The sequence below is a fragment of the Streptomyces avidinii genome, from assembly GCF_014650695.1.
Classification (GTDB): Bacteria; Actinomycetota; Actinomycetes; order Streptomycetales; family Streptomycetaceae; genus Streptomyces; species Streptomyces avidinii.
In genome coordinates, this window is sequence record NZ_BMVL01000009.1 from 213,443 (window position 1) to 234,037 (window position 20,595).

General features: G+C 71.1%; 22 protein-coding genes and 1 tRNA gene. 15 read left to right on the top strand and 8 right to left on the bottom strand.

Annotation, left to right across the window (positions count from 1 at the left end):
• The first annotated feature begins 1 nt into the window (after position 1).
• Positions 2–667, top strand: coding sequence for a GntR family transcriptional regulator (locus IE257_RS24155; protein ID WP_189971931.1), 666 nt, complete (start codon positions 2–4; stop codon positions 665–667).
• A 97-nt stretch (positions 668–764) separates the two neighbouring features.
• Positions 765–1,418 carry a putative DNA-mimic protein gene (locus IE257_RS24160; protein ID WP_189971933.1) on the top strand — a complete coding sequence of 218 codons (654 nt, stop codon included), beginning with the start codon at positions 765–767 and terminating at the stop codon, positions 1,416–1,418.
• 90 nt (positions 1,419–1,508) lie between these two features.
• Here the strand turns inward: IE257_RS24160 and IE257_RS24165 are convergent, their stop codons facing one another.
• Complete coding sequence (locus tag IE257_RS24165) at positions 1,509–2,255, bottom strand: SLATT domain-containing protein (protein ID WP_189971935.1); 747 nt, start codon at positions 2,253–2,255, stop codon at positions 1,509–1,511.
• A gap of 270 nt (positions 2,256–2,525) precedes the next feature.
• Between IE257_RS24165 and IE257_RS24170 the strand changes: the two genes are divergently transcribed.
• The 7 genes from IE257_RS24170 to IE257_RS24200 all read left to right on the top strand — a co-directional run bounded on the left by IE257_RS24170 (position 2,526) and on the right by IE257_RS24200 (position 8,616).
• Positions 2,526–2,870 (top strand): YbaB/EbfC family nucleoid-associated protein, encoded by a 345-nt coding sequence (locus IE257_RS24170; protein WP_189971937.1) that lies wholly within the window; start codon positions 2,526–2,528, stop codon positions 2,868–2,870.
• A 36-nt stretch (positions 2,871–2,906) separates the two neighbouring features.
• Positions 2,907–3,506: a recombination mediator RecR gene (recR, locus tag IE257_RS24175; RefSeq protein ID WP_030010802.1), complete on the top strand. Its 600-nt coding sequence runs from the start codon at positions 2,907–2,909 to the stop codon at positions 3,504–3,506.
• Positions 3,499–4,146 (top strand): DUF5063 domain-containing protein, encoded by a 648-nt coding sequence (locus IE257_RS24180; RefSeq protein WP_189971939.1) that lies wholly within the window; start codon positions 3,499–3,501, stop codon positions 4,144–4,146. The genes recR and IE257_RS24180 overlap by 8 nt, the downstream gene beginning before the upstream one ends.
• A 120-nt stretch (positions 4,147–4,266) precedes the next feature.
• Complete coding sequence (locus tag IE257_RS24185; RefSeq protein WP_189971941.1) at positions 4,267–5,541, top strand: aspartate kinase; 1,275 nt, start codon at positions 4,267–4,269, stop codon at positions 5,539–5,541.
• Entirely contained in the window at positions 5,538–6,611 is a 1,074-nt protein-coding gene (locus IE257_RS24190) for an aspartate-semialdehyde dehydrogenase (protein WP_189971943.1), read from the top strand. Before IE257_RS24185 ends, IE257_RS24190 begins: the two co-directional genes overlap by 4 nt.
• A 170-nt stretch (positions 6,612–6,781) precedes the next feature.
• Positions 6,782–7,516: a SigE family RNA polymerase sigma factor gene (locus IE257_RS24195; protein ID WP_372453123.1), complete on the top strand. Its 735-nt coding sequence runs from the start codon at positions 6,782–6,784 to the stop codon at positions 7,514–7,516.
• The gene (locus tag IE257_RS24200; protein WP_189971946.1) at positions 7,513–8,616 is read left to right on the top strand and encodes a hypothetical protein; all 1,104 of its coding nucleotides are present in this window, start codon (positions 7,513–7,515) and stop codon (positions 8,614–8,616) included. The genes IE257_RS24195 and IE257_RS24200 overlap by 4 nt, the downstream gene beginning before the upstream one ends.
• A gap of 104 nt (positions 8,617–8,720) precedes the next feature.
• Here IE257_RS24200 and IE257_RS24205 read toward each other — a convergent pair whose 3' ends face one another.
• Together IE257_RS24205 and IE257_RS24210 are read right to left on the bottom strand one after the other, a co-directional pair.
• The gene (locus tag IE257_RS24205; protein ID WP_189971948.1) at positions 8,721–9,482 is read right to left on the bottom strand and encodes an SURF1 family protein; all 762 of its coding nucleotides are present in this window, start codon (positions 9,480–9,482) and stop codon (positions 8,721–8,723) included.
• A gap of 43 nt (positions 9,483–9,525) precedes the next feature.
• Positions 9,526–11,331 (bottom strand): S9 family peptidase, encoded by a 1,806-nt coding sequence (locus IE257_RS24210; protein ID WP_189971951.1) that lies wholly within the window; start codon positions 11,329–11,331, stop codon positions 9,526–9,528.
• Between the two features lie 96 nt (positions 11,332–11,427).
• On the opposite strand from IE257_RS24210, the gene IE257_RS24215 reads away from it, so the two are divergent.
• The 5 genes from IE257_RS24215 (at position 11,428) to IE257_RS24235 (ending at position 14,599) form a co-directional block, all read left to right on the top strand.
• Positions 11,428–11,595: a hypothetical protein gene (locus IE257_RS24215; RefSeq protein ID WP_158720973.1), complete on the top strand. Its 168-nt coding sequence runs from the start codon at positions 11,428–11,430 to the stop codon at positions 11,593–11,595.
• Between the two features lie 224 nt (positions 11,596–11,819).
• Positions 11,820–13,121, top strand: coding sequence for a cytosine deaminase (gene codA, locus IE257_RS24220; protein WP_229920628.1), 1,302 nt, complete (start codon positions 11,820–11,822; stop codon positions 13,119–13,121).
• A gap of 6 nt (positions 13,122–13,127) precedes the next feature.
• Positions 13,128–13,724 carry an HD domain-containing protein gene (locus IE257_RS24225; protein ID WP_189971952.1) on the top strand — a complete coding sequence of 199 codons (597 nt, stop codon included), beginning with the start codon at positions 13,128–13,130 and terminating at the stop codon, positions 13,722–13,724.
• A gap of 52 nt (positions 13,725–13,776) precedes the next feature.
• Entirely contained in the window at positions 13,777–14,268 is a 492-nt protein-coding gene (locus tag IE257_RS24230) for a DUF5956 family protein (protein WP_189971954.1), read from the top strand.
• Positions 14,269–14,320: 52 nt separating this feature from the next.
• Positions 14,321–14,599, top strand: coding sequence for a hypothetical protein (locus IE257_RS24235; protein WP_189971956.1), 279 nt, complete (start codon positions 14,321–14,323; stop codon positions 14,597–14,599).
• 123 nt (positions 14,600–14,722) lie between these two features.
• On the opposite strand, the gene IE257_RS24240 is transcribed toward IE257_RS24235, so the two are convergent.
• The 4 genes from IE257_RS24240 to IE257_RS24255 all read right to left on the bottom strand — a co-directional run bounded on the left by IE257_RS24240 (position 14,723) and on the right by IE257_RS24255 (position 17,316).
• On the bottom strand, positions 14,723–15,322 hold the full coding sequence (locus IE257_RS24240; RefSeq protein WP_229920629.1) for a DUF4352 domain-containing protein: 600 nt from the start codon (positions 15,320–15,322) through the stop codon (positions 14,723–14,725).
• 225 nt (positions 15,323–15,547) lie between these two features.
• A tRNA-Pro gene (locus IE257_RS24245) sits at positions 15,548–15,621 on the bottom strand.
• A gap of 39 nt (positions 15,622–15,660) precedes the next feature.
• Positions 15,661–16,368, bottom strand: a complete 708-nt coding sequence (locus IE257_RS24250) for a Pr6Pr family membrane protein (RefSeq protein ID WP_189971959.1) — start codon at positions 16,366–16,368, stop codon at positions 15,661–15,663.
• A gap of 12 nt (positions 16,369–16,380) precedes the next feature.
• Positions 16,381–17,316, bottom strand: coding sequence for a metallophosphoesterase (locus IE257_RS24255; protein WP_189971961.1), 936 nt, complete (start codon positions 17,314–17,316; stop codon positions 16,381–16,383).
• Between the two features lie 68 nt (positions 17,317–17,384).
• Between IE257_RS24255 and IE257_RS24260 the strand changes: the two genes are divergently transcribed.
• Positions 17,385–17,846, top strand: coding sequence for a GatB/YqeY domain-containing protein (locus tag IE257_RS24260; protein WP_189971963.1), 462 nt, complete (start codon positions 17,385–17,387; stop codon positions 17,844–17,846).
• Between the two features lie 119 nt (positions 17,847–17,965).
• On the opposite strand, the gene IE257_RS24265 is transcribed toward IE257_RS24260, so the two are convergent.
• Entirely contained in the window at positions 17,966–20,251 is a 2,286-nt protein-coding gene (locus tag IE257_RS24265) for a transglycosylase domain-containing protein (protein WP_189971965.1), read from the bottom strand.
• Between the last annotated feature and the right edge of the window lie 344 nt (positions 20,252–20,595).

Below are 20,595 nucleotides of genomic sequence, written 5' to 3' on the forward strand. Positions count from 1 at the left end.
TATGCCAGGCAGCGGCGCTGTCACCCGCAACACACTTCGCCAGCAGATCGCGGACGCGCTGCGGGACGAAGTGCTCGCGGGACGCCTGCCTCCGGGGACCGAGTTCACCGTCAAGCAGATCGCCGAGCAGTACGAGGTCTCGGCGACCCCGGTGCGCGAGGCACTCGTGGACCTCTCGGCCCAGGGGCTGCTCGAACTGGTCCAGCACCGCGGTTTCCGTGTGCGGATCTTCACGGTCGACGACTTCCGGGGCATGATCGAGGCCCGCTCGCTGGTCGTGGACGGGATCTTCCGCCGCCTCGCCGAGCGCGGCACCGCCCCCGGCTCCGGCGAGCTGCTCGTGTCGGTGCGCCGCCGGGGCGAGGAGGCGCGACGAGCCGCCCAGAGCGGTTCGCTCGAAGTCCTGATCGGCTACGACCTGCGCTTCTGGCGGGAGCTGAGCGGGCTGGTCGCCAACACCTACATTTCCGAGTTCCTGCACCGCATCCGCGTGCAGTGCTGGGTCTTCGCCGTCCCCCACCTCCAGCGCGAGCCGCAGCTGCGGGCGGCGCTGTGGGACAGGCACAGCGAGCTGGTGGAAGCGGTGACGCTCGCAGACGCCGACGCGGTGCGCGGCATCGTACGGGGCTACAACGAGCACGCGCTGGCCTGGGCCGCCCGGCTCTGAGGCCGGAGCCGGGCCCGAGGTTCTGCGCACCCCTTCGCGGAGGGTGTCCGGGCCACTACGCTGGCCCGATCGGCGACAACGACTGATCGGAGGCCGAGTGGCCTGTGACCTGTGGCTGGTCCCCCTTGTCGACGTGCTGTGCCACAGCCCCGACAACCCCTTCGCGGAAGAGATCGCCTCGTACGACAAGGCACTGGGTGCCGCCGGATTCCCGTCCGTGCCCGTGTTCGCCTACATGCCGGGCCTGAGCGGGGACGTCGCCCCGGTGGCCGGTTTCGACTACGACGCCCTGCATTTCCTGAGGCGGGCGTACCTGCTCCAGCTCTGCGGGCTGCCCGTGACGCCGGTGGACGAGCTGGGCGGGGACTACGAGCAGCTGCTGGAGATGTTCGAGCCCACGGCCCAGCAGTCGCACCTGGTGTGGCACTACGACCACGCGGGGGCGTACGTCCCGGTGGACTTCGCCGTGCCGCTGGCCAACGAGGAGCTGCTGGCCGGGGGCGGGCCGCTGGGGTCCGTGCAGGGGCTGCTGCGGGAGCTGCTGTTCGTGGCCCCCGCCATCGGGATAGACCCGGGGAACCCGCCCGCCGCGCCGGCGCCGCCGGGGCGGCCGACGCTGCTGGAGGAGCCGGCGGCGGGTCCGAGTTCTTACGACGACAGCCCCTTCGCCCGTGAGCGGCACGTATGGCTGGGACTGCACGCGGCCGCGACGCGGAGTCTCGGCCAGGGCTCGATGATCATCTTCAGCTGAGCCGGCGGCCGGGCTGCAGCCGGTGGGCGGGGCCGCAGCGGGTGGGCGGGGTATGGGTCCGCTGCGCGGAACCCCGGCCCCGCCCGCCCCTCAGCGCGGCTGCTCCGGCGGGCGCTGCCGGGGCATGTTGGGTCTGGTGCCCGGCGGCAGCGGGAAGCGGGCGGGCGGGATGTTCGCGTCCACGCGCCCACCGGAGGACCCCAGCGACTGCATCACCAGCGGTGCGGGCCCGGCCCGGAATTCCACCATCCAGTCCGCCGTCTCCGAGCGCACCAGTTCCGTGATGTCCTCCGAGAAGCGGCGCAGCACGGTCAGGCACCGCTCGGCGGCCTCGCTGGCCGTGCCCTCGGTCGGGCCGAGCACCTCGCGCACGTTCTCCGAGGCCCAGTCGAACTGGAGGGTCTGGAGCCGGCGCTGCACCGCCTGGGCCGTGGCCACGTCGCGCATCCACCCGGACGTCAGCCCGAAGAACCGGTCGCAGGCCAGCGCAGCCGCACCCAGCAGCAGCGCGAGGTATCCGTACGTCGAGGCGCCCGGGATGGAGCCGGTCAGCTCCAGCAGCGGCATCGAGGCGCCCGTGACCGCACCGACGGCGGCGCCGGCGCGCAGCACGCGCGCACCGCGCCGCTTCCACGCCCGGTCGGACAGGTACCACTCGGCTGTGCGCAGCGCGTCGGCCTCGACCCGCCGGTAGAGCTCGTCGAGCCGCTCGGCGGGCTCGCCCCAGTCCCCGAGGGGGAACGGCCGGCCGGTCAGATCGCCCGCCGCCATCGGTCCGCCGCCTTCCTCCCGGGGATCCCGGGGTGGCCCCTCGGGCTGCATCTCCGGCTGGCTCACCCGGCACTCCCTCTGCCTGCGCTGACGTGTGGTGGTGCGCGTGTGCGCAATGATGCGCATGCTCTTCCTACCTTCGAATGACGGGCGATGGGCGACGATTCCCGGGATTTCCGCCCGCAAGGAGGTCTCCAGCAGGTACGCGTACGCCCCGACTCTCACTCGAAAGAGTTGGTCCTCACGGCGTAGGGCGCGGCGCCCGGGGAGCACGTAGGCTCGGATTGACCAAGCGTTCCGAAGGTCTCGACGTACGACGTATGGAGTGAGTGCCCAGTGATTCCCGGTGGTGGCCAGCCCAACATGCAGCAGCTGCTCCAGCAGGCCCAGAAGATGCAGCAGGATCTCGCGGCCGCGCAGGAGGAGCTCGCACAGGCCGAGGTCGAGGGCCAGGCCGGCGGCGGTCTGGTCCGCGCGACCGTCACCGGCTCCGGTGAGCTGCGTTCCCTGGTGATCGACCCGAAGGCCGTGGACCCCGAGGACACGGAGACGCTCGCCGACCTGGTGGTCGCCGCGGTGCAGGCGGCCAACGAGAATGCGCAGGCGCTCCAGCAGCAGAAGCTGGGCCCCCTGGCCCAGGGCCTGGGCGGCGGCAGCGGTATCCCCGGCCTCCCGTTCTAGCCCTCCTCCCCCTACCCGACGAAAGAAGGCAGTCCGTTGTACGAAGGCGTGGTTCAGGACCTGATCGACGAACTGGGCAGGCTGCCCGGCGTCGGGCCCAAGAGCGCGCAGCGGATCGCCTTCCACATCCTGCAGGCCGAGCCCACCGATGTCCGCCGCCTCGCGCACGCGCTGCTGGAGGTCAAGGACAAGGTCCGGTTCTGCGCCGTCTGCGGGAACGTGGCGCAGGAGGAGCGGTGCGGCATCTGCCGTGATCCGCGCCGCGACACCACGGTCATCTGCGTCGTGGAGGAACCGAAGGACGTCGTCGCGATCGAGCGCACGCGCGAGTTCCGGGGCAAGTACCACGTCCTCGGCGGCGCGATCAGCCCGATCGAGGGCGTCGGCCCGGACGATCTGCGCATCCGCGAACTGCTGGCACGACTGGCGGACGGCGAGGTGACCGAGCTGATCCTGGCCACCGACCCCAACCTGGAGGGCGAGGCGACCGCCACCTACCTCGCCCGCATGATCAAGCCCATGGGCCTGAAGGTCACCCGCCTGGCCAGCGGGCTCCCCGTCGGGGGAGATCTGGAGTATGCGGACGAGGTCACGCTGGGGCGGGCCTTTGAAGGAAGGCGACTTCTCGATGTCTGACGCAACGCTGCACGCCCTCGGCCAGGATCCGGACGACTTCGCCGCCTCGATCGCGGACCAGATCGAGTCGTTCATCGTTGCGGTCACCGAAGTGGCCAAGGGCGAGGACCCGGACAGTGCGGTGCCCTTCCTGCTCCTGGAGGTGTCCCAGCTGCTGCTGGCGGGCGGCCGGCTGGGCGCGTACCAGGACGTGCTGCCGGACGAGCGCTACGAGCCCGATCTCGGCCCGGAGCCGGACGTGGACGACCTGCGCGAGCGGTTCGCGATCATGCTGGAGCCGGTCGACGTCTATTCCGAGGTCTTCGACCCGTACGAGCCGCGCAAGACGCCGGTGGCCCACCGGATCTCCGACGACCTGGCCGACGTGGTCGCCGACCTGCGGCACGGGCTCATCCACCACCAGTCGGGCCGCATCACGGAGGCGCTGTGGTGGTGGCAGTTCTCGTACTTCACCAACTGGGGTCCGACGGCCTCGGCGACCCTGCGCGCCCTCCAGTCGCTGATCGCCCATGTCCGCCTGGACCAGCCGCTGGCGGCCCTGGACGGCCTGGACACGGACGAGGACCTGGCCGAGGACGATCTCGCGGAGCAGGCCGGAGCGGTGATGGCCGAGGAGCTCGGCGGTCTCGGCCGCAAGTGAGTGCCCGGATCGGGAACTCATTCTCTGATCTTCTCGTCTCATGATGTGGTACGAAGCGGTCGGATCCAGGTCGCTCGTTACACTGCACCAGCAATGAGACGGACTGAGCGAGGAGCGCACGTGGGCCTAGTCGTGCAGAAGTACGGAGGCTCCTCCGTAGCCGATGCCGAGGGCATCAAGCGCGTCGCCAAGCGGATCGTGGATGCCAAGAAGAACGGCCACCAGGTGGTCGTCGTGGTTTCCGCGATGGGCGACACGACGGACGAGCTGATCGATCTCGCCGAGCAGGTATCCCCGATGCCTGCCGGGCGTGAATTCGACATGCTGCTGACCGCCGGAGAGCGGATCTCCATGGCCCTGCTGGCCATGGCGATCAAAAACCTGGGTCACGAGGCCCAGTCGTTCACCGGCAGCCAGGCAGGCGTGATCACCGACTCGGTCCACAACAAAGCGCGCATCATCGATGTCACGCCGGGCCGAATCCGCACCGCGCTGGACGAGGGCAACATCGCCATCGTCGCCGGTTTCCAGGGCGTGTCCGCGGACTCCAAGGACATCACCACCCTCGGCCGGGGCGGCTCGGACACCACGGCCGTCGCGCTCGCCGCGGCGCTGGACGCCGAGGTCTGCGAGATCTACACCGACGTGGACGGCGTCTTCACCGCGGACCCCCGCGTCGTGAAGAAGGCCAAGAAGATCGACTGGATCTCCTCCGAGGACATGCTGGAGCTCGCGGCCTCCGGTTCCAAGGTGCTGCTGCACCGCTGCGTCGAGTACGCGCGCCGCTACAACATCCCGATCCACGTCCGCTCGTCCTTCTCCGGACTGCCGGGCACCTGGGTCAGCAACGAGAATCCGCAAGGGGACGCGCAGGTGGAGCACGCCATCATCTCCGGAGTCGCGCACGACGTCTCCGAAGCCAAGATCACGGTCGTCGGTGTCCCGGACAAGCCGGGCGAGGCCGCGGCGATCTTCCGCGCCATCGCGGACGCCGAGATCAACATCGACATGATCGTGCAGAACGTCTCCGCGGCCTCCACGGGCCTCACGGACATCTCCTTCACCCTCCCCAAGGCCGAGGGCCACAAGGCCATCGAGGCCCTGGAGAAGGCGAAGGGCGCGATCGGCTTCGACTCCCTGCGCTACGACGACCAGATCGGCAAGATCTCTCTGGTCGGCGCGGGCATGAAGACGAACCCGGGCGTCACCGCCTCGTTCTTCCAGGCGCTGTCCGACGCGGGCGTGAACATCGAGCTGATCTCGACCTCCGAGATCCGCATCTCCGTCGTCACCCGCCAGGACGACGTCAACGAGGCCGTCCGCGCCGTGCACACGGCCTTCGGCCTCGACTCCGACAGCGACGAAGCCGTCGTCTACGGAGGCACCGGACGATGACCCGCACCCGGTCCTCCGGCCCGGCACTCGCCGTGGTCGGGGCGACCGGAGCAGTCGGTTCGGTCCTGCTCCAGATGCTGTCCCTGCGCGCGGACGTCTGGGGCGACATCCGCCTGATCGCCTCCGCGCGCTCGGCCGGCCGCATGCTGACCGTCCGCGCGCAGGAGAGCGAGGTGATCGCCCTCACCGAGGACGCCTTCGACGGCCTCGGACCGGGCGACATCGCCCTCTTCCTCACCCCGGCCGACATCTCGGCCCGGTGGGCGCCCGTCGTCACTGCGCGCGGCTCGGTGGTCATCGACCTGTCCGCCGCCTTCCGCGAGGACCCCGAGGTGCCGCTGGTGGTGCCCGAGGTCAACGGGCATGCGGCGCGGATCCGGCCGCGCGGGATCGTCGCCGGACCGGACTGCGTGACCGCCACCATGATCGCGGCGCTGGGCGCGCTGCACTCCGAGTACTCCCTGCGCGACCTGGTCGTCTCCTCGTACCAGGCCGCCAGCGCCGTCGGCCGGGCCGGCTCCGAGGCGCTGCGCCGCCAGCAGTCGCTGGTCGCCGGCACCTCCTTGGGAGAGCAGCCCGGAGACGTCCGCCGCGCGGTGGGCGAGGACACCGGCCCCTTCGCCGCCCCGCTCGCGCTCAACGTCGTGCCCTGGTCCGGCGAGCTGTGCGCGGACGGCTGGTCCTCGCACGAGCTGGCGGTACGCGGCGAGACGCGCCGGATCCTGGAACTGGAGCGGCTCCCGGTATCGGTGACCTGCGTTCAGGTGCCGGTGCTGATCGGGCACTCGCTGACCGTGCGGGCCCGGTTCGAGCGCGAGGTGGAGGCCCCGCACGCCCGGGAGATCCTGGAGGCCGCGCCCGGCGTGGTGCTCGTGGACGACCCCGCGGCAGGGGAATTCCCCACTCCCGTGGACGCCGCCGGGACGGATCCCGCCTGGGTGGGACGGGTGCGGGCCTCGCTCGACGACCCGTACGCCCTGGAGTTCTTCGTGTGCGCCGACAATCTCCGCAAGGGCGCCGCTCTGAATGCCACGCAGATCGCGGAACTGATCGCAGGTGAATTTGCGTAATTCGCTTTGTAGGATCGGTGCTGATCCCTTGATCAAGGTGATGGCCCGACTGCCGTCTCGATAAGACGGGGCAATCGGGAAGAGCGGGTACGCATGAGGGCAATAGGGATTGCGGCGGTGAGACTGCCTCGCGCGTACAACCCTGATGGGGGGACGCGTGTCCAACTGGCGTGGCAGAGGCACTGCTCGAACCAGTCGTACGACCGGCGCAGATCGGGATCATCCCGTCGCGCCGGGGTCTCCGCGCGCCCGGCGGCGGTCTCCCCGTGATCGTGCCCGTCCCGCCGGCGGGGCCGTCAGAGGCGCCCGTACGGACCGCCGTACCGATCCGGGGCGCCCTCGTGCCCGCACCGCGCGACAGCGCTGAGGCGGACGGGGCAGCCAAGAGCGAGACGGCCGAGGTGGTGGCCGGCACCACCGTCGACCACCTCACTGCGACCTATCAGGCGCACTACCGCTCGCTCCTGGGCCTGGCCGCGCTGCTCCTCGACGACACCGCCTCCTGCGAGGACGTGGTCCAGGAGGCCTTCATCCGGGTGCACTCCGCCCGCAACCGGGTCCGGGACCGGGAGAAGACCCTGGCGTACCTGCGCCAGACCGTCGTGAATCTCTCGCGGTCCGCCCTGCGCCGCCGCATCCTCGGCCTCAAGCTGCTCTCGAAGCCGATGCCCGACATGGCGAGCGCCGAAGAGGGCGCGTACGACCAGCTGGAGCGGGACGATCTGATCAAGGCGATGCGCGGGCTGCAGCGCCGCCAGCGCGAGGTGCTGGTCCTGCGCTACTTCGCGGACATGACGGAGGCCCAGGTCGCCGAGACGCTCGGAATATCGCTCGGCTCGGTGAAGGCGTACGGATCGCGGGGCATTGCCGCGCTGCGGGTGGCGATGGAGGCTGCGCAGTCATGATGGACGACCACACTTCGCAGGGCGGATCGGGCGGATCGGGCGGATCGGGCGGGGAAGAGGAGCTGCGCATCCTCCTGCGCGGGGCCGTCGAGGGCATGCAGCCCTCCGCGGACGCGCTGGAGCGACTGCGGTACGCCGTTCCCGCGCGCCGGACCCGCAACCGCCGGGCCGCCTTCGTGGGTGCCGCGGCCGCGGTGCTGCTCGCCGGGACCGCGATCCCGGCCGCCCTGCACCTGTCCGGAGCCGGCAGCGCGGCCGACGACCACCCGGCCATGGCCGGGCACGGCACGGCCGCGGGGGACAGGCGGGACGCACACGCCTCCGACCCGCACCAGAACGGATTCGGGGACCGCCCGAGGTCGAGCCACTCCTTCGGCGACCTCCCGGCCATCGGCGGAGTCACCGGGCAGCCGGACGCCACGGCGGGCCCCCAGGCGGGTGGTCAGACGGCCGGCCCGTCGGGCGCCGGTACCACCGCCGGACCCGGCGGTTCCGGCGGGGCTGCGATCGGCTCGGGCCCGATGCCGCCGGTGGCGGCGCCGGGCGTGCCCGGGTGCGGCGCGGACCAGCTCGGGGTGGTGGGCCATGCCCGGCCCCCGGAGAACGACGGCAGGGTGTACGGCAGCTTCCGGGTCGCCAACGTCTCGACGCAGGCCTGCGCGGTCAACGGCCAGGACGCCGTGACGGCCGCCCCGGCGGCCGGTACCGGGACCGGTTCGGGTTCCTCGGTCGCGGTGGTCGGCCACACGGCCGGGGATCCCGCGACCGGGCTGCTGCCCGATCCGTCGGCGGCTTCCGCGGCCCTCGTGCTCCCGCCGAACACCGCGTACGAGGTCCGCTTCGCGTGGGTGCCGTCGGGGGTGACCTGTACGCCGGGCAGCCCGGACGCGGGCGGGAAGCCGCCGCAGACCGACTCTGCGGGCACCTCGGCCGGCGCGGGCAACGGGGCCGCCTCCGACCCCGACGCCGGTTCGGGCCAGACTCCGCCGGGCGTGGCCGTCTCGCACACCCCGCAGTCGGGGGCCGCGACCACCCAGACGACGATCCCCGAGGCCTGTGGCGGAACGGTGTACCGGACGGGCGCGATCCCGGTGGCCTGAGGGACGTCCTGCCGAGCGGGTCGTATGCGCGGACCAGGTCGGATGCGCAGCCCGCGCGGGCAGCCCGACCGGCCCGACCGGCCCGACCGGGCCGGGCCGGGCCGTTAGGCGGCGGGTTCCAGCAGGCCGGCCTCGGCGTCGCGGATGGTCTCCAGCTCGCGGCGGTAGAGCCGGAACCACATGAAGAGCACGAAGGCGACGAAGACGAACCACTCGCCGGTGTAGCCGAGGTTCTGGAAGGCCTTCAGGTCGAGCCCGGTGTTCGTCGGTGCCTGCGCGGGCACCGGAACCATCCCGTCCGACGGGGTCTGCACGGTCAGCCAGGCGTCGTACAGGTCGTATGCGACGAGGTTGACCAGCGAGGCCGCCGCGATCACCCCGAGCTGCCCGGCCGGCAGCCCGCCCTCGGCGTGGACCCCCTTCGTGCCGGCGTTCTCCGACGCCTGCAGTGCCCCGGTGACCTCGACCCGCCCGGTGGGCGGGGCCGGCGCCTTCGCGGGATCCGCCGCCCCCGGCAGCCAGCCCCGCACCACCGGGACGGCCTTTCCGGAGTCGGTCTTCAGCAGGGTCAGCACGTAGAACCCGGACCGGCCGTCCAGTCGACGCTCGGGCACCAGCAGCTGGTCGCCGTACTCGCCGGCCGTCGAGGCCAGCCGTCCCGAGGTCGTCTTGTCGACCGGGAGCAGCGAGTCCAGGGGCGAGGCCACCTGATCGGCGGGCCGCTCGGCGGACGCCTCCCGGTGGCTGTCGACACGGTCCTCGAACCGGCCGAGCTGCCAGGACCCCATGAACAGGCAGAAAGGCACGGCGAGCGCGACGAAGACGTTGATCCCCCACCAGCGCGGGGTCAGGAGAAACCGGTGCACCCCACCACGGTACGGGGGGTGCACCGGTCGCCCTCCCGCAGGGTCAGTGCGGCAGGTGCTTCAGCGCGAACTCCAGCTCCATCCGCACCTGCTTGATCCGCTCCTCCACCACCAGCGAACCGTGCCCGGCGTCGTAGCGGTACACCTCGTGCACCGCCCCGCGCGCGGCGAGGCGGTCCACGTAGTTGTCGATCTGGCGGATCGGGCAGCGCGGGTCGTTGACGCCCGCCGCGATGTGGACGGGGGCCTGCACGGCGTCCACGTACGTCAACGGCGAGGACGCCTCGAAGCGCTCCGGGACCTCCTCCGGCGCGCCGCCGAAGAGGGTGCGGTCCAGGGCCTTCAGCGCCTCCATCTCGTCGTGGTAGGCCGTCACGTAGTCCGCGACCGGTACGGCGGCCAGCCCCACGGCCCAGGCGCCCGGCTGCGTGCCCAGGCCCAGCAGCGTCAGGTACCCGCCCCAGGAACCGCCCGACAGCACCAGGCGGGCCGGGTCCGCGAGGCCGGAGGCGACCGCCCACTCCCGGACCGCCGCGATGTCCTCCAGCTCGATCAGCCCGACCCGGTGCTTGAGGGCGTCGGTCCACTCACGGCCGTAGCCCGTCGAGCCGCGGTAGTTGACCCGCACCACGGCGAAACCGTGGTCCAGCCAGGCCGCCGGGGCGGATGCGAAGGCGTCGCTGTCGTGCCAGGTGGGACCGCCGTGGATCTCGAAGACCGTCGGGAAGGGGCCCTCGCCGTGGCCCGCCGGCCGCTGCGCGAGCGCATGGATCCGCCCGCCCGGGCCCTCGACCCACACGTCCTCCACCGGCACCGAACCGGGCGCCCGGAAACCGGGCGGGTCCAGTACGGTCCCGCCCGCGGTGGACCGTACCGTCGACGGCTCGGCGGCCGAGGACCACAGGTACTCCACCGTCCCGTCGGGCCGCGCGGTGGCCCCTGACACCGACCCCGGCGGCGTGTCCACGCGTACGAGCTCCCGTGCGGCCAGGTCGTAGCGCCACAGCTCACTGCGCGCCTCGAAGCTGTGCGCGACCAGCAGCGCGCTGCCGTCCGGGTACCACTCGGCGCTGACGTCGCCCGGCAGGTCGATCGCGAGCTCCTGCTCGGCGCCGGTGGCCACGTCCCAGACCATCGGCTCCCAGCGGCCGCGCCGCTGGTGGCCGACGAGCAGCCGGGTGTCGCCGACGACCGGTGCGAAGCCGAGGACCTCCAGACCCAGCTCCTCGGTCCCGCCCCGGGTGTCGTCCAGCTCGGCGACGGTGCTCCCGTCGAGGGCCAGGACACGCAGGGCGGAGTGCATCGCGTCGCCGTGCTCGGTGTGCTCCACGGCCACGAGCGTTCCGTCGCGGGACAGGTCGCCGACGCCGGCCGACTCCCGGTGCCGGTAGATCACGGTGGGCGCCGAGCCGTCCGGCCGGACCACGTGGACGGTCGAACCGTCCTCGTCGGTGGAACGCCCCACGACGGCCGTCCCGTCACGCCCGATGGCCAGCCCGGCGGGGTACGAGGGCGCAAGGCCCGGAGTGGCCGGTTCGTCGGGGCCGCCAGCGAAGGGCTGGCGCACCCAGGTGCCGAACTCGTCGCCGTCGGTGTCGGAGAACCACCAGATCCACTCGCCGTCGGGGGAGAGCGTGCCGTCGGTGGTGCCGTTGGGGCGGTCGGTGGCCTGTCGCTGCCCGCCGGTGGCGCGGTCCCAGGCATAGATCTCGAAGGTTCCGGTCGCGTTGGAAACGAAGAGCGAACGGTCCGGGGCGTCCTCGGCCCAGTCGGGCAGCCCGACGCGCGGTGCCCGGAACCGCTTCTCCCAGTCGGGCATGTCGGGGGTCATCACGCTGTCGCTGGTCATGCGCCCATTGTGGCCGCAGCGGTCCCCGGGATGCCGACTGCCCGGAACGGGCGCAGAGTGGAACGCATCGGCCGTCCCGTCCGAGGAGGAACGATCATGGCCAAGAAGGCCCACACCGGCCACCACCGCCATCAGGACTCCGAGCGCGCCCAGGCGAAGAACACGGCCGCCGAGGCCCGAGCCAAGGCCGCGGTCCGGGACATCCACAGCACCGCCGCGAAGACGCGCGGCATGCAGCAGAAGGCCCAGGCCAAGCGCGGCTAGCCCGGCCCGCGGACACCCCTCCCTGATCCGGCCCGACCGGCAGGACACCCTTGGGGGCGTCCTGCCGGTCGGGCCGGGCTCGCGGTGTCCGGCACGCACGCTCGCCGCGTTCTCGTCGGTCGCCGACGCTCCGCGTCGACTCCCTCCTCGGCCTTGCGATCGCACGCACCGGACACCCCTCCCTGATCCGGCCCGACCGGCAGGACACCCCCTACGCTGGCGCCATGCGGATGATCGTCAGGGGCGCCCGGCTGCTGCACACCCACGGCCTTTCCGATGTCGAGGTCGCGGAGGACGGCCGCATCGCGCGGGTGATCCCGTACGACGACCAGAAGGAACCACCCGCCACCGGCATCCTCATCGAGGCCCACGGCGGCCTGCTCAGCGCGCCCTTCGTCGAGCCCCACATCCACCTGGACACGGCCCTGACCGCCGGCGAGCCGCGGCCCAACGCCTCCGGCACCCTCTGGGAGGGCATCGCCTGCTGGACCGAGCGCAAGCGGACCCTGACCCGCGAGGACGTGATCGCGCGGGCCACCGAGGTGCTGCGCTGGCAGGCCGCCCACGGGGTGCTGCACGTGCGGACCCACTGCGACATCACCGACCCCGACCTCACCGCACTCGACGCGCTGCTGGAGGTCCGCGACCGGGTGCGGGACTTCATGACCCTGCAGATCGTGGCGTTCCCGCAGGAGGGCATCGTCTCCTTCCCGGGCGGCGAGGGACTGCTGCGCGAGGCCGTCGCCCGCGGGGCGGACGTCGTCGGTGCGATCCCGCACTTCGAGGACACCCGCGAGGACGGCGTGGCCTCGCTGCACACGGCCTTCGCGCTGGCCGAGGAACACGGCCTGCGGGTCGACGCGCACTGCGACGAGATCGACGACGAGCAGTCGCGCTTCGTGGAGGTGCTGGCCACCCTGGCCATGCGCTCGGGGCTGCGCGGCCGCGCCACCGCCTCGCACACCACGGCCATGGGCTCCTACAACGGCGCCTACAGCTACAAACTCCAGCGGCTGCTCTCCCGATCCGGCATCAACCTCGTCTCCAACCCCTTCGCCAACCTCGGCCTCCAGGGGCGCTTCGACGCCTATCCCAAGCGCCGCGGCCTCACCCAGGTCAAGGAGATGCTGGCCGCCGGGGTCAACGTCGCCTTCGGCCACGACGACGTGATGGACCCGTGGAACGCGCTCGGCACCGCCAACCCGCTGCAGACCGCCCTCGTCGGGCTGTACGCCGCCCAGCTCACCGGCGGCGACGAGGTCCCGCTGGCCTTCTCGATGGTGACGGAGCGCGCGGCGCGGGTGCTCGGCCTCGCGGAGACGGAGTACGGCATCACCGCGGGCGCCCCCGCCTCCTTCGTCCTGCTTCCGGCCCCCACGCCCGAGGAGGCGATCCGCCGCCAGGTCCGCCCGCGGTACGTCGTCTCGCGCGGCACCGTCCTCGCCGAGACCCCGCCCGCCCCGACCCGGCTCAACTGGCCCGGGGAGCCCCCGTCCGAGGTCGACTTCGGCCGCCGCCTACGCTGACGCCCCATGAAGACATGGACTCCTGACACCGCATCGGCCCGCGCCGCCCACGAGATCGCGGCGGAGTACGCGGACACGACCCTGCTGAACCACTCGGTCCGCTCCTATGCCTTCGCGGCCCGCTACGCGCAGCAGCACGAGCTGGCGTACGACGCGGAACTCCTCTACGTCAGCGCCCTCCTGCACGACCTGGGCCTGACGCCGCCCTTCGACAGCCACACCCTTCCCTTCGAGGAGGCGGGCGGCCACGTCGCGCGCGTCCTGACGGCCGGCCTGGGCTGGCCGGCGGCCCGCCGGGCGCGCGCCGAGGAGGTCATCGTCCTGCACATGCGTGACGACGTGAGCGCGGCCGAGGACGTGGAGAGCCACCTCCTGCAGGTCGGCACCAGCGCGGACGTCTCGGGCCTGGGCCTCGCCTCCTTCGATCCCGCCTTCACCGCCGACCTCCTCGCCGCGTACCCGCGGGGCGACTTCGGCGCCGCGTTCCTGGCCCTGGTCGAGGACCAGGCCGTGCGCAAGCCGGACTGCGCGGCCGCCGCGTACGTGGCCGGCGGCGCGGCCGCCCGCATCGCGGCCAACCCGCTGGACCGGCCGCGGGCGTAGCCCCGTACGCGGGGTCACGCATATCGCCCACCGGGTCGGATAGCGTGCCCGCATGTCGTGGGACGAGGACGGAACACCGCACCCGCTCGCACTGCGCCGCACCGGCCGCAGCGAACTGGAACCGGACCGGCTGCCCGAGATGCGGGAGCTGGAGGTGCTCGGCTGGGAGCCGGCCCCCGAGGACCTGCGCTGGGTGTTCCTCCCGTACGTCTGGCCCCCCGCGGACCGCACCTGGATCCCGGACCGGTCCACCCACTGGGCGGTGGACACCTCCCTCGACGGCCACGGCCACATCACCGGCGTGGAGTGCGCCCCGCTGCCCGAGCCCGACCTCCGGGACCTCGACCGGGAGGCCGACGAGGCCCTCGACGCGCTCGGGCTCCCGCCCCGCCCGCGCGGCCGCCTCTGGCTGCTCCGCCCGGTCGGCCCCTTCACCACCGTCGGCGCACTACTGGAACACCTCGACGCGCTGGCCGCCGCGGCCCCCGCCGAGACCCTCATCACCCTGACCCGGACCACCCTCGCCGAACTCGCGGAGCCCTGAGCGTGCGGCGTGGCTACCCTGGTGGTGAGGGGGTACCGCGGGAGGCGATCTCATGCGTCGGCGCCATCACTTCCACATCGACCACGACGGGCACTCGGTGAGCGCCACGGTCCAGACGGGTCACACCGCCGTCGTGGAGGTACTGGTCGACGGCAAGGAGACCGGCTACGCCACGACGCACCACGACCACCCGGTGACCGTCCACGTCGAGCTGCCCACGGACCCCCCGACCCAGGTCACGGTCCGCGCGACCCCCGGCCCGGGCGTCCCCCGCTGCATCCTCGAGACCCCGTCCACGGAGCCCCACATCATGTCCCCCCGCCCGTACTGACCGGCGGAACCCCCCAACGCAGGAAGGGCCCGACCCGCGATGCGGATCAAGCCCTTGACCTGGTCTTACGAAGTCGGGGTAGCTGGTTTCGGCTCTGCGGGTGGGACGTCGACCCGCAAGGCGTCAGGACACGTCGGCGCGAATCCCCTTGCCGATCAGACCATCCGTGTACGTCACCGTCTTCGCAGTGAACGCACCCTTGCCGGTGACCGCGCCGGTCACGTTCTCGCCCGGAGCCAGCTCGACCGTGGCGATCTGGTCCTCGTCGGCCCCGAGTTCAGCCATGTGCTTGGTGCCGTTCGTGTCGGTGATCGCAAAGTAGAGCGGGTTCACGTTGATCGGCTTACTGCTGTTGTTCGTGATGGTGACGGACACGCTCGTGTACTCGTCGCCCTGCGCGATGATGCTCTTCTTGAACTCGGTCTTCTTCGCAACCACATCGACCGCGGCCTTCTTCTCCGGTGCGGCGGAGGACGGCTTGGACTCGGGGGCCTGCGCCGGTGCGGATGGTGCAGCAGCTGCGGGCGCGGACTCCTTCGCCGTCTTGTCGCTGCTCCCACTGCTGAGTAACGCGCCGACGACACCGAGGAGCACGATGCATCCCACGATGCCCAGACACGAGAAGCCGACGATCTTCCCCGCGTTGGACTTCTTCGGCTGCGGAGGGGGCGGGTAGCCGTACCCGGGCTGCGGCTGACCGGGCGGCGAGAACTGCTGAGACAAGGGAACCCCCACAGGGACGAGTGCGAATCCGGTCACCGTATGGGGGCGTGCACGCGCGGGTGCGACAATGTTCAAACCGTGACAATCGAACATTCAACCGTCCACCGTCGGCCGCGCCGGAGCCTCCCGAAGGAAGAGGGGCGTCGTGGTCACTCGGGTGGTCCGCCGGACGCAAAAAGAGCCGGCGCAGGTTTCCCTGCACCGGCTCTTTCCGATACTTCAGCGTCGGGGTGGCGGGATTTGAACCCACGACCTCTTCGTCCCGAACGAAGCGCGCTGCCAAGCTGCGCTACACCCCGATCGCCGCCTTGCAGCGCTTGCTGCCCTGGCGACATCGATTACTTTAGCGGACCTCTCGCCGGAGACGAAATCCGGTTTTCGCGGGGCGGTCGCGGAGCCAGGCGGGACGGTCGGCGGTAGTGGTCCGCCGCGACCAGGACGAGGCCGAGGGCGTAGAAGGCGGCGCCCAGGACCAGGGCGTTCACGGTCACGCGGGCGTAGCCGTACTGGGCCGCGTCGATGAAGGGGTACGGGTACCGGCGCCCGGTGCCGGGGGTGAGCAGGGCGCCGCGGGCCATCGCGAAGGTCACGTACGCCAGCGGGTACGCCAGCCACTGGGCGGCGTGGCGCGGGCGCAGGGTGCGCGGGGCGGTGAGCAGGAGGAAGTCCAAGAGGGCGCCGACCGGGGTGACCGTGTGGAGGAGCTGGTTGGCCACGGACCTGGCGCCGGTGAGCCGGTCGAGTTCGGCGACGACGTTGTACGGGCTCGACGGGTTGGCGAGCACCAGGTGGAAGACCAGCCCGGTGATCAGGATGAAGAGCAGCATCCCGCCCCGGTAGAGGGGAGCGACGTCGGGCCGGCGTTGCCGTGCGCGCGCCGCGGACACCCCGAGGACGACCGCGACCAGGATGTTCGTCCAGATGGTGAAGTAGCTCAGGACGACGGGCACGCTCCCGTACACGAAGTCGATGACCAGCCCCACCACGGCCGCCGCGCAGATCAGGCCGCGGAACACCACCGGGACGAGGCGTGATGGTGCGGTCATCCCGGCAGCGTATTACGCCGGGGTCAGGGTCAGGAGTGTCGCCTCCGGCGGGCAGGCGAAGCGGACCGGGGTGAACCGGTTCGTGCCGCAACCCGCCGAGACGTGCAGGTACGCGCGGTTGCCCTCGGCCTCGTGCATGGAGAGCCCCTTCACCCGCTTCGTGTCCAGGTCGCAGTTGGTGACGAGGGCCCCGTAGAAGGGGATGCACAGCTGCCCGCCGTGGGTGTGGCCCGCGAGGATCAGCGGGTACCGGTCGGCGGTGAAGGACTCCAGGACGCGCAGGTACGGGGCGTGCACCACGGCCATCGAGAAGTCCGCGTCCGCCTCCGGACCGCCGGCGACCTCCGCGTAGCGGTCCCGCTTGATGTGCGGGTCGTCGAGCCCGGTGAAGGCCAGCTCCAGGCCGTCCAGCTTCAGCCGGGCCCGGGTGTTGGTGAGGTTCAGCCAGCCGGCCGAGTCGAAGGCGTCCCGCATCTCCTCCCACGGGTTGTGGACGGCGCCGACGACCGGCTTGTTGCCGTTCAGCCCGTGCCGGCCCTGCGCCTTCTCGAGCAGGTAGCGCCCGGGGTTGCGCAGCCGGGGCCCGTAGTAGTCGTTCGACCCGAAGACGTACACGCCCGGGAACTTCATCAGGGGGCCCAGGGCGTCGAGCAGCTCGGGGATGCCCTGGGTGTCCGAGAGGTTGTCGCCGGTGTTCACGACGAAGTCGGGGCGCAGCCCAGCCAGGGACTGCAGCCAGGCACGTTTCTTTCGCTGCCCGCCGACCATGTGGATGTCGGACACCTGGAGCACGCGCAGCGGGCGCATCCCCCGGGGAAGAACAGGCACCGTGACCCGGCGCAGGCGGAAGGACCGCGCCTCGAAACCGGCGGCATAGGCCACACCCGCGGCCCCCACCGCAGCGATTCCCGCAGCAGCCTTCAGGGGTACTCCGTAACGCGCACGCATGGACCCATCGTCGCAGACCCGGAAAACAGGTGAGCGCCACCGGCCCCGTACCTGGCAGACTCACCTGTATGACCACGCTCAAGGCCAAGCTCCAGGAAGACCTCACGACCGCCATCAAGGCGCGTGACGAGCTGCATTCGTCCACGCTGCGCCTGACCCTCTCCGCCATCACCAAGGAGGAGGTCGCGGGCAAGGAAGCACGTGTGCTCTCCGACGAGGAAGTCCTCAAGGTGATCGCCAAGGAGGCGAAGAAGCGCCGTGAGGCGGCCGAGGCCTTCGCCCAGGGCGGCCGTCCCGAGCAGGCCGCACGGGAGACTGCGGAGGGCGAGTTTCTCGACACGTACCTGCCCAAGCAGCTCAGCGACGACGAGCTCGTCGCGATCGTGGCGCAGGCCGTGGAGGAGGCCAGGGCGGCTGGTGCCGAGGGGCCGCGGGCCATGGGTGCCGTCATGAAGATCGTGAACCCGAAGGTCGCCGGGCTGGCGGAGGGCGGGCGTGTCGCCGCCGTCGTCAAGCAGCAGCTCTCGTAGGACCGCAGCGCACGAGCACGAGCAGGCGCAGAGCAAGAGCGCAGCAGGACAGGGCAAAGGGGGAGGGCCCCGGCCGAAATCGGCCGGGGCCCTCCCCCTTTGCCCTGTCCTGCACGTACCTACTGGTCGTCGCGGCCGCCGACCACGCCGCCGATGTTCGGGTCGATCGAGATCGGCGGGAACGGGGGCTGCGGGTCGGCCCCGCCGCCCGTGGCGCCCCCGTTGGCTCCGGCGGTCTGGCCGCCGGGCCGCCCGCCGGGCTTGCCGTCACCGCCGGGCTTACCGGGCTTCGACGGGTTCGTGGACGGCTTGTTGCCGCGCGGGCCGCCGGACGGAACCGTCGGCTCCGGGATGCTCACCGTGGTGAAGTTCGAGGACTCGCGGCCGGACAGCGCGCCGGAGACCGCGTCCTTCCAGATCGGGCCGGGCAGACCGCCACCGAAGACCTTGTCGTAGGGCTTGCCGCCGATCACGATGTTCTCCATCGTGATCTTCTTCGCGCCGCCGGAGCCGACCCACACCGCGCCGGACATGTTCGACGTGTAGCCGACGAACCAGGCGTTGTAGCGGGAGTCCGTCGTACCGGTCTTGCCGGCGCTGTCGCGGTCGTTCAGACCGGCGCGCTCGCCGGTGCCGGAGTCGACCACTCCGCGCAGCAGGGTGTTGATGGTGTCGGCGGTCGTCTGCGACATCGCCCGCGAGCACTTGCTCTTCGGTACCGAGAGCGCCTTTCCGTGCGCGTCGGTGATCGATTCGATGGCGGTGGGGGTGCAGTAGACGCCGCGGTTGGCGAAGGTCGCGTACGCGTTGGCCATCGTCAGCGGGGACATCTCCTCCGCGCCGAGGGCGATGGCGGGGCCGTCGGCCAGCTTCGCCCCGCTCGCCGGGACCACGCCGAGCTTCTGCGCCATCTCCGACACCGGGCACAGGCCGATCTCGGAGATCATGTCGACGAAGTAGGTGTTGATCGACTTCTCCATCGCGGTCCGCAGCGCGTAGGGGCCGACCTCGTCCTCGGTCTCGTTCTCCGCCGCTTCGCCCGTGGTGTTGATGTACTGCGAGCCGTCGCAGCGGGAGATCGGGCTCGGGTAGTCCATCTTGTTCGGCGCCTGGTACACCTTCGTCGGCGGCATCCCCTTCTCCAGGGCGGCGGCCGCGATGAACGGCTTGAAGGTCGAGCCGACCTGGAAGCCGAAGTTCGATCCGCCCATCCGCTTGTCCACGGAGTAGTTGATCTGGGTCTCGTTCTTCCCGAACCCGTAGGGCTTGGACTGACCCATCGCCAGCACCCGGCCGGTGCCCGGCTGGACCAGGGTCACGGCCGTCGCGATCGCGTCGTCCTGGTAGACGTGATCCTTGATCGACTCGTTGGCAGCCTCCTGCGACTGCGGGTCCAGGGTGGTGCGGACCGTCAGGCCGCCCTGGTTCCAGACCTTCGCCCGCTCCTCGCGCGTCTTGCCGAAGGCCGTGTCGGTCAGGAAGGAGTTGCGCACGTAGTCGCAGAAGAAGCCCGCGCCCTTGACGGCGGTGATGCAGCCGTTCTTGGGCTTGGTCACCTTGAGGGTGACCGGCTTGGCCTTCGCCGCGTCCGCCTCCGCCTGCGAGACGTCCTTGGTGTCGGCCAGCCGCTGGAGGACGATGTTGCGGCGCTTCGTAGCCTCCTGTGCGTCGTTCACCGGGTCGTACCGGCTCGGCGACTGCACGACGCCCGCCAGCAGCGCGGACTCCTCCAGGGTCAGGTCCTTGGCCGGCTTGCTGAAGTAGCGCTGGGCGGCGGATTCGATTCCGTAGGCCTGCTGACCGAAGTACGTGATGTTGAGGTAGTTCTCGAGGATCTTCTTCTTCCCGAGCTCCTCCTCGACCTGGATCGAGTACTTCAGTTCGCGGATCTTGCGGCCGAGGCTCTTCTCCTGGGCCTCGCGCACCTTGGTCTCGTCGTCGCCGGCCTCTTCGACGAACACGTTCTTCACGTACTGCTGGGTGAGCGTGGAGGCGCCCTGTGCGGCACCGCCCTCCTGCGCGTTGCGGTTGACCGCGCGCAGGATGCCCTTGAGGTCGACCGCGCCGTGCTCGTAGAAACGCGAGTCCTCGATGGCGACGATCGCCTTCTGCATGTACGGGGAGATCGCCGTGAGCGGAACCACCTGACGGTCGCGCGAATAGACGGTGGCGATCAAGCCACCCTCGGCGTCCAGAATCGTGGTCCGCTGGCTCAGCGGCGGAGTCTTGAGATTGGCCGGGATCTCATCGAATCCCTCGACCGTCCCCTTGGCCGCCAGGCCCAGGGCGCCTGCGGCCGGAATCGCCATGCCGGCCAGTACAACCCCGGAGAGAACGGACACCCCGAGGAACTTGGCGGCCTGCTGGCTCCCCGTGAGCCCGCCGCCCGAGCGCTTCTTTCCCATAGGGGGCAGCCTACGTTCTGATTCGCCGGACACACGCGAATGCCTTGGCCTAAGCTGTCCCCAACTGTCACAGCAGTGTGGTGCGACATCAACCCCTCGGCTTGATTTTCACCCTTCCCGAATGGGGTGGACACATGTCCGATTCTCGCCCCTCTGTTGAAGCCGAACCGACGATTACATCCGAATTGCCGGAATGGTCGGGCATGTCGCCGGATCACTCCGTCGGGTGATCTGCCGCTTACCCATAGTCCGTTCGGACCATTCAAGATTGGGCCCGTCGGGGGTGTTGCACTGTGCTCGCCTTCCGTAACGTCCTCAACTGGCAGCGGTGAATATGCCGCTAC